The following is a 10,054-nucleotide window of genomic DNA, read 5'->3' on the forward strand; positions in this document are numbered from 1 at the left end:
AGAAAAAGAACCGATCGCTATCATTGGTATGGGATGTCGATTTCCAGCAGGTGCAAATAACCCTGATGCTTTCTGGGAACTATTGCGTGGGGGGAGGGATGCAGCAATAGAAGTACCACCAGAACGATGGGATATTAATTGTTACTACCATCCAGACCCCGGAACTATGGGTAAGATGTATGTCCGTAATGGTAACTTTTTACATGAAGAAATAGATAAATTTGATGCTGAATTTTTTGGTATTGCTCCCAAAGAAGCAGTTAGCATCGACCCTCAACAAAGGTTATTACTGGAGGTCAGTTGGGAAGCATTAGAAAATGCGGGCATTGCCCCCAGCAAACAGACGGGTAGTTGTAATGGAGTATTTATTGGGATTAATAACTCTGATTATATGCAGCTACAGATGAATTCATCTAATGGAAATGGTTTAGGAGCTTATTTCTTTACAGGGAATACTCCCAGTGTAGCAGCAGGTCGTCTATCTTATCATCTTGGTTGGCAAGGCCCTGCAATGGCAGTAGATACAGCTTGTTCTTCTTCTCTAGTAGCAACTCATCTCGCTTGTAAAAGTTTGCGTGCAGAAGAATGTAATCTAGCTATAGCTGGAGGAGTAAATTTAATTATTTCTCCCCACGGAAACATAATTTTATCTCAGATGCGGGCGCTATCTGCTGACAGTCGCTGTAAAACTTTCGATGCTGCTGCGGATGGTTATGGGCGAGGGGAGGGTTGTGGAGTAGTGGTATTGAAGCGATTATCCGATGCCATCTCAGATAATGACAATATTCTAGCAGTTATTCGTGGTTCGGCAGTTAATCACGACGGACATAGCAGCGGATTAACCGTTCCCAATGGTTTAGCTCAACAAAAAGTGATTCGTGCTGCTTTAGCAAACGCTGATGTTGCACCCCACCAAGTTAGTTATGTAGAAGTTCATGGAACCGGAACTTCTCTAGGAGATCCGATAGAAGTAGAAGCTTTGGGAGAAGTATTAAACCCAGAGCGAACTCCCGATCTACCTTTAACAATAGCTTCTATAAAAACTAATATTGGGCATTTAGAAGCAGCAGCAGGAATAGCAAGTTTAATCAAAACTGTGCTAGTAATGCAGCATCAGGAAATTCCAGCTCACCTACATTTCAACCAACCCAACCCTGCTATTGCTTGGGAAAAAATGTCTGTGACGGTTCCGACAAAATTAACTCCTTGGCGGGTAAATAAGGATGAGCAACGTTTTGCCGGAGTGAGTTCCTTTGGCATGAGTGGCACTAATGCTCATGTTGTTTTAGGCGAAGCACCGTATGAAGTCAGAAGTCAGATAGGGGAGCCGTCGGATTGGCGACGTACAGAAGTCAGAAGCGATAACGCAGATCTTCTGCAAGAGGGAAATTATTTAGAACGTCCGCTACACCTACTAACTCTGTCAGCAAAAACAGAGACTGCTCTTAAAGAGTTAAGAGATAAATATGCAAATTATTTAGAAACTCATGTAGGGACGTTCCATGGAACGTCCTTACCAGATATTTGTTTTACAGCTAATACAGGACGTAACCATTTTTCTCATCGTCTGGCTTTAATAGGAAATTCATCAACAGAAATAGCCGAAAAACTGGCAGCTATCAACTTTTCCGATGAACCGTTGTCGTCAAATGCTTTGCCTAAGATAGCATTTTTGTTCACTGGGCAAGGTTCTCAATACATCTGTATGGGGCGAGATTTGTTTGACACTCAACCCGTATTCCGTAAAACTTTGGAACGATGTGATGAAATTCTCCGCCCTTATTTAGAACAACCACTTCTAGAAGTATTGTACTCACCGCTTGGCATAAGTGGAAAATCAAAAGTTAAAAGTCAAAACTATGACTCCAAGGGTGAATCTCCTGACTTATATATATTAGATGAGACTGCTTATACTCAACCTGCTCTATTTGCCATAGAATATGCTCTCGCCGAGTTATGGAAATCTTGGGGTATAGAACCAGATGTAGTCATGGGGCATAGTGTGGGTGAATATGTTGCTGCTTGTGTGGCAGGAGTATTCAGTTTAGAAGACGGGCTAAAATTAATTGCCGAAAGGGGACGACTAATGCAGGCGTTGCCTAAAAATGGCAAAATGGTCGCAATATTTGCCTCGGAAGAGCAAGTACGGGCGGCTATATCTGCATCTAATTTTGACCAAGTTTCTATTGCAGCTATTAACGGCCAGAATAGCATAGTTATTTCTGGGGAAGCGACAGCAGTAGAAACTGTGGTATATAAACTGGAAAATCAAGGGTTAGAAACCAGACAGTTGAATGTTTCTCATGGTTTCCATTCTCCGTTAATGGAGCCGATGTTAGATGATTTTGCCAAAGTTGCGTCAGAAGTTCAGTATTCATCCCCAAGTATTAAACTTATTTCTAATTTGACTGGCAAGCTAGTAGAGGAAAATCAAGTTTGTCAAGCTAGTTATTGGTGTCAGCACATTCGGGAAGCAGTGCAATTTTCTACAAGTATGAAAGTTTTGTACCAAGAAGGCTACAACATTTTTCTAGAAATTGCTCCTCATCCTGTTCTCTTGGGAATGGGACGTAGGTGTTTGCCAGAGAATGCAGGGATGTGGTTGCCTTCATTGCGGAAAAAAATATCTGATTGGCAACAGTTATTAACTAGCTTGAGTGAATTGTATGTTCGGGGGGTTGAGGTAGATTGGGATGAGTTTGATGCAGGTTATTCCCGTCAACGTTTACAATTACCAACTTATCCATTTCAGAGAAAACGGTATTGGATAGAAGAAGGAAGAAGGAAGACGGAAGAAGGAAGAAGGAAGAAAGAAGAAGGAAGAAGTCAAGACAAGGAACTGCCGAAAAAGTCTGATATTTCTGATTTGTTTTATCAAGTGGAATGGGAGGAAAAGGCACTGGCAAATGCTAGTTTGCCAACAAACCTTACTCCCGGAACTTGGTTGATATTTGCTGAGTCAAATGGGCATTTATGGGAAAATATAGTAGATTTGTTAGAGAAACAGGGGCAGACTTGCATTGTTGTGTTTGTTGGAGAAGAAGGTGCGTCGATCGCCCTCAAAGGTGAACGGGAAATGTGGCAAATTAATCCGGAACGACTTCAAGATTTTGAAAGTTTAATAGATACAGCGCTAATAACCGATTTATCATCATGCAAAGGAATAATACATTTGTGGAGTTTGGAAACCACTCCAACTACTGAGACTACAATTGAATCTTTGGAAAGAGACCAACTGAGAAATTTAGGTAGTGTTCTCCATTTAGTGCAAGCTTTGACAAAAGGAGTAACATCTAATTTGCCTAAATTATGGATGGTTACTCAAGATGCTCAACCTATTCAAGTTAAAAGTCAAAAGTCAAAAGTCAAAAATGAGAAGGAAATAATTCAAGTTAAAAGTCAAAAGTCAAAAGTCAAAAATGAGAAGGAAATAATTCAAGTTAAAAGTCAAAAGTCAAAAGTCAAAAATGAGAAGGAAATAGCAGTTACTCAAGCTCCCTTATTAGGGTTGGGGAGAGTTTTGGCAATTGAACATCCAGAAGTTTTTGGTGGGTTGATAGATTTAACTTCTGATGACTCAGCAGATGTGGCAACTATGGCATCGACATTATTAGCAGAAATTTTGCATCCAGATGGGGAGACAGAAGTCGGAATTCGAGGAGATAAGCGTTATGTAGCTCGCTTGACAAAATCTCAAAAAGAAGGGAACAGCGATCTGTCTTCTCACTCTCTCGTTTCTCACTGCGAAAATAAAATAGATTTACGTTCTGATGCTACTTATCTACTTACAGGTGGTAATGGTGCTTTAGGGCTAACATTTGCTAAGTGGATGGTAGAAAATGGGGCACGAAATTTAGTTTTAGTGGGACGTAAAGATGCTTCTGAATTTGCTAAACAAAGTATTGCGCAAATGGAAACAATGGGAGCTAAAATAGTTTTAGCAAGGGGCGATATTTCTCTGGAAAATGACGTGCAAAAAATTATTAGCGATATTGCTCAGTCATTGCCACCTTTACGGGGTATAATTCACCTAGCAGGAGTATTAGATGATGGCGTATTGCAAAAACAAAATTGGCAACGCTTTGCTAAAGTCATTGCTCCTAAAGTAAAAGGTGCGTGGAATATTCACCGTTATACCCAGGATTTACCCTTAGACTTTTTCGTATGTTTTTCTTCTATAGCCTCAGTTGTGGGTTCTCCTGGTCAAGGAAATTATGTTGCTGCTAATGCTTATTTAGATGCTCTTGCTCACTATCGAGTTTCTCAAGGGCTACCTGCTTTAACTATTAACTGGAGTCCGTGGCAGGAGTCCGATATTACTCCTACTGCTAGCATAGAAGCTGCAAAGCGTTGGGCTGAAGCTGGAGTAAAAACTACTTCAATACCTGAAGGATTAGAAATCTGGAATGACTTAATGGTTTCGCAGTCAACAGGTCAAATAGCTGTTATGCCCGCTGATTGGTCAAAATTTGTTCTCCAATTTCCGGCTGGTATGGAGCCACCATTATTATCCCAGGTTGTTCAAAATACTGATTCTATAGGCTCTCCCCAAGAATCTGAAATTTACAAAAAATTAAGTGGAGTACCAGCTAAACAACAAAAATCTGTTTTGATTGGCTCTATTAAAGAAGATGTAGCAGCAACTTTGGCTCAGGATATATCTAAAATTAAACAGCTACAGTTAGGCTTTTTTGAGATGGGGATGGATTCCTTAATGGCTTTGGAGTTCAGAAGTCGTTTGCAAAAAAAAGTCGGTCAGTTACTTCCTTCTACTTTGACTTTTGAATACCCAAATATAGAAGCAGTAGCCGACTACCTGTTACAAGAAGTATTGTGCTTAGAATCATCCCTTGATTTGAAGCCAGATACAACTCAAGAACAAACAAAACTCTGGGAAGAAGAAGCAAAACAATTATCAGAAGCAGAATTATCAGCACTTATTGATAAGGAACTAGAGGCTTTAATCTAAGGCTAATATTATGTCACAACCTACCGAAAACATAGAACAATTATCTCCTTTACAGAGAGCATTTGTCACAATTAAGGAAATGCGCTCTAAGTTAGACACCTGGGAAAATCGTGCCCATGAACCCATAGCTATTATCGGTATGAGTTGTCGATTTCCTGGTGGAGCTAACGATCCAGAATCATTTTGGCAAATATTGCGCGATGGCATTGATACGGTTAAGGAGGTGCCACCAGAACGCTGGAATATTGAGGACTATTATGACCCTCACCCAGAAACACCAAACAAAACTAACGTCAGACAAGGTGGATTTTTAGACTGCAAAGTTGATGAATTCGATGCAGATTTTTTTGGACTCCACCCGCGTGAAGTGACAAGTATGGACCCCCAACAACGATTTTTATTAGAAGTCAGTTGGGAAGCATTAGAAAATGCTGGCATTGCTCCAGACAAGTTAACTGGTAGTCCAACAGGGGTATTTGTCGGTATCAGTGTTAATGAGTATGGTCAACTAGCTATAAATAATAATGATGATATAGATGTTTATGCCGCAACAGGTAATGTTGCGAGTGTGGCAGCAGGTCGTTTATCCCATAAACTCGGTTTGCAAGGTCCTTCTATAGCATTAGATACATCTTGCTCTTCTTCTTTAGTAGGAGTTCATCTAGCCTGTGCTAGTTTACGTTCTGGAGAATGTAATCTTGCTCTGGCAGGTGGGGTGATTTTAATGTTATCTCCTAGTTCGACCATAGCAATGTCAAAACTGGGAGCATTATCTGCGGATGGTAGGTGCAAAACTTTTGATGCTAGAGCTGATGGTTATGGGCGTGGTGAAGGTTGTGGCATTGTTATTCTTAAACGACTTAGTGATGCTCTGAAAGATGGGGACAATATATTAGCTGTTGTCAAGGGGTCAGCAGTCAACCAAGATGGCCCCAGTAGTGGGCTAACAGTTCCCAACGGACAAGCTCAACGGGCAGTTATTAGAGCTGCTTTGCAAAACGCTAAAGTAGAGCCAGATGATATCAGCTACATTGAAGCTCACGGTACAGGAACGTCTCTGGGAGATCCTATAGAAGTTAGAGCATTGGGTTCTATTTTTGGTAAAAGACCGCCTGAAGTGGAGCCTTTAATTGTGGGGTCTGTGAAAACAAATATCGGTCACATGGAGCCAGCAGCAGGAATAGGTGGTTTAATCAAAGTGGTATTGGCAATGCAGCATGGTGAAATTCCACCACATTTGCATTTGAATAACCTTAATTCTCATATATCTGAAGCTAGGGTTCCTATAAATATTCCTACAAAACTAACTCCTTGGTTGCCTGGAAAAACGGGAGAAGTGTTGGCAGGAGTTAGTTCTTTTGGTTTTAGCGGTACAAACTCTCATGTGATTCTGGAGTCAGTTAAAGTCAAAAGGCAAAAGGCAAAAGGCAAAAGTGAGAATTTGTTTGAACGTCCCCTACACTTATTAACTTTGTCAGCAAAAACGGATACTGCACTCAAAGAGTTAAAAAATAGATATCAAAAATATTTAGAAACTCATGTAGGGAGGTTCCATGGAACGTCCTTACCAGATATATGTTTTACAGCTAATGCTGGTCGTTGTCATTTTTCTCATCGCTTGGCTTTAGTGGCAGAGTCACTAGAAGAAATTACCAAGCAACTTGCAAATTTAGGGGATACTGAAAAACCCATAGATGATTCCCCAGAGGTGGTGTTTTTATTCACAGGGCAAGATTCCCAATACGTCAATATAGGGCGACAACTTTTTCAGACACAGCCAACATTCCGCAAAATATTAGAACGCTGCGATGAAATTCTCTGTCCCTATTTAGAAAAGCCCCTTCTGCAAATCTTGTATCCACAGTCATCTGGGATTGATGATTTGGATGAAACAACTTACTCCAGACTTGCTTTTTTTGCCATAGAATATGCTCTTGCTGAATTATGGAAATCTTGGGGAATAGAACCCAATGTTGTCATGGGGTATGATGTTGGGGAATATGTAGCTGCTTGTGTAGCTGGAGTCTTTAGTTTAGAAGATGCAATCAAACTGGTGGCGGGGGAGATAAAAGCGTCAGAAGTAACTTATTTTTCTCCGAATATCAGTATTATCTCCAGCATTACTGGCAAACTAGCATCAGGAGAATTAATAGCTACTGCTGACTATTGGCAAAATCATTTCGAGAAAACTATAGACTTTGACGCGAGCATCCAAACTTTGTACAAACAAGGATACAACCTATTTGTGGAAATAGGTCCAGACCATACTTTAATTGACAGAGTAAAACCTTACCTGCCAGAAGATTTTGGTACTTGGTTGCCTTCACTACAAAAGACTCAACCAGACTGGCAAATACTATTATCTAGCCTGGCAAGATTATACCAACTAGGGATTAATATTGACTGGTCAGGATTTGACCGCGACTACCAACGATACCGTATACCATTACCAACTTATCCTTTTCAAAGACAACGGTATTGGATTGAAAGTAGCAAAAATCAGAGCAGAGCAGGGTTGGCTATAGATATTTCTCACCCATTGTTACACAAACGGTTACACTCACCGCTAGAACAAATTCAATTTGAATCAGAGTTTATACTAAAAAAACTGCCACTTGTTACTGACCATCGTATGAATGGGATACCAGTGGTAAATATGGCTCTTTATTTAGAAATGATTTGTGTGGCAGCAAGGGAAGCTTTTGGAAATAGCTATTATCATTTGCATGAGTTTTCTATTTCTCAGGGTATAATTATGCCGGAAGTGGGGAGTCGTATTGTTCATCTGATTATTACTCCTGAAAGCGAACAAATAGCTGCTTTCAAAATGTTTAGTTTGCCTGCTGATGATGCCGAGTCAAAATCTTGGACTGAACACGTTTCTGGTAAACTTATTCTTCAGGATGAACAGAAGAGTAAAAAAGTCAAACCACCAGTTGATATAGCCAAACTCCAGACACAATACTCAGACAAAATATTAGGTTCTGAGTTATATCAAATGATGGAGGAGCGAGGTGCAAAGTTAGGACAAAGTTGTCAACGACTTCAAGGAGAAGTTTGGCGAAAGGATGGAGAGGCGATCGCTAAAATAGGCTCTCTGGGAAATATAGATTCAGACAAAGACTATGTACTACCTTTAGGTTCAGTTGATGCTTGGACTCAGATTTTAGCAGCCTGTTTTTCTGACCAGCTACCTTATATGTACTTGCTATCTGGGTTTGAAGATTTTCTGTTCTATGGTTATTCGGGTAAACAGTTGTGGGGACAAGCTCAGATTAATTTTGATGAAAATCAAGAAAATTATCGAGAAACAATTTTAGGAAACCTTTGTTTGTTCGATGAAACAGGAGAGGTAGTTGCAGAAATTACTAATGCTGAATTAAAGCACGTTAGTTTTGAAGCCCTGCAACGTGTTCAGGAAGCTAGTAACAGAACATCAAAACCCCGTCGTTCAAGTAGTATTTCTCCTAAAAAAGTATTTGCTACTGCTTCCCAAGAACGTCTTCACCTATTAGAAAAATATTTAATAGATGAATTGGCTATAGCACTACAGTTAAATCCTATTCAACTAAATTCGCAACAGCTTCTAGCCACAATAATTGATTCTTTGATGGCATTTGAACTGAGGAAATCTATTGAAACAGACCTAAAGATAAAGTTGCCAATAGAAGAATTTCTAGGAGAAAACAATATTACAAAACTAGCTACAACTATACTTGAAAAGTTGAATTTAACAAACCTAACATTCTCAGAATTTTCATCAACTGAAATCAACGAAAATATGGAGGAAATTATTTTATGAATTTGTCTTTTACGCAAGGTTTAATGTCACCATAAATTAAAAAAATTAACCCCTAAAAATAATAAACACATTTAATCAAACTAAAAAAAATATTATGAGTGAATCATCTACTATAAAAAATACTCACCTCCCACAAGAAAATCAAAAACATCCATGGCAAGTAATGTTAGAAATAGCATCAGCTTATCAAGTTTCACAAATGATTTATGTAGTTACTAAACTTGGGATTGTAGATTTACTAAAAGATGGAACTAAACACTGTGATGAACTAGCAACTGCAACAGATACTCACAGCACTTCCCTTTATAGACTTTTGCGAGCTTTAGCAAGTCATGGATTTTTTGTAGAAACTCAATTTCGTTGTTTTCAGTTAACTCCATTAGGAGGTTGTTTACAAACAGATATTCGTGGAAATGTTCCAGGTAGTATAATTTGGGAGGAGCAAGCTTTTAAAACTTTTGGAAATTTATTGCACTCTGTAAAAACTGGAGAAAGTGCTTTTGAAAATTTGTATAGTATATCTTTTTGGCAATACTGCAAAGAAAATCCAGCTTTAGGTGAAGTTTTCAATCAACTTATGGTGAATATAACAAAATCCGACGAATCAGCCATACTTGAAGCTTATGATTTTCTGTCAATAAAAAAATTGGTTGATATTGGAGGAGGAATAGGTGCTTTAATAGCTGCTATTCTCAAAGAAAATTCAACAATGAATGGAGTTTTATTTGAACAACCAGAGGTAATTGAAAAAGCACAAAATTTTCTAGATCGAGAAGGAGTGAGTAATCGCTGCGAAGTAATAGGAGGAAGTTTTTTTGAAGAAATTCCTGCTGGAGCAGATGCTTATGTAATTAAACGTGTTATTCATGATTGGGATGATGAACAAGCAATAAAAATTTTGCAACGTTGTTGTCAAGCGATGACAGAAACAAGTAAACTTTTAGTCCTAGAAAGTGTCATGTCTACTACAAATGCCCGTAGAGATGAGACAATGTTAGATATATGGATGCTTTTATATTTTCCTGGGGCACAGGAACGCACCAAAAATGAGTATCAAAATTTGTTTAGAGCGGCTGGATTAAAACTTAATAAAATTATTCCAACAAAGTCTGGTGTCAGTATTATTGAAGTAATAAAAGATATTTAATAATTAATAATTACCTCTCCTTGAAAATAAGATGATTGACTCAAAGGAAAAATCTTTTCTTTTTTTCCTTAAAATGGGATTTATAGCGCTACGCATTAAGGTTAGGACATGAATAGAAGCTGTTTGCGCAGCATTC

At 38.9% G+C, this 10,054-nt stretch carries 3 protein-coding genes; all 3 read left to right on the forward strand.

What is annotated here, in order from left to right; translation table 11 throughout:
- The coding region (locus tag AC3DU7_RS15315) for a type I polyketide synthase (protein ID WP_488040193.1) at positions 1–4,969 on the forward strand (4,969 nt) is incomplete at its 5' end.
- A 10-nt stretch (positions 4,970–4,979) separates the two neighbouring features.
- The gene (locus AC3DU7_RS15320; protein ID WP_488040194.1) at positions 4,980–8,771 is read left to right on the forward strand and encodes a beta-ketoacyl synthase N-terminal-like domain-containing protein; all 3,792 of its coding nucleotides are present in this window, start codon (positions 4,980–4,982) and stop codon (positions 8,769–8,771) included.
- Between the two features lie 94 nt (positions 8,772–8,865).
- Positions 8,866–9,918 (forward strand): methyltransferase, encoded by a 1,053-nt coding sequence (locus tag AC3DU7_RS15325; RefSeq protein WP_488040195.1) that lies wholly within the window; start codon positions 8,866–8,868, stop codon positions 9,916–9,918.
- Positions 9,919–10,054 lie beyond the last annotated feature (136 nt).

It is taken from the genome of Okeania sp. (assembly GCF_983059655.1).

Coding starts and splice junctions, on each gene's coding strand:
- AC3DU7_RS15320 (WP_488040194.1), top strand. CDS start 4,980: ATGTCACAACCTACCGAAAACATAGAACAATTATCTCCTTTACAGAGA.
- AC3DU7_RS15325 (WP_488040195.1), top strand. CDS start 8,866: ATGAGTGAATCATCTACTATAAAAAATACTCACCTCCCACAAGAAAAT.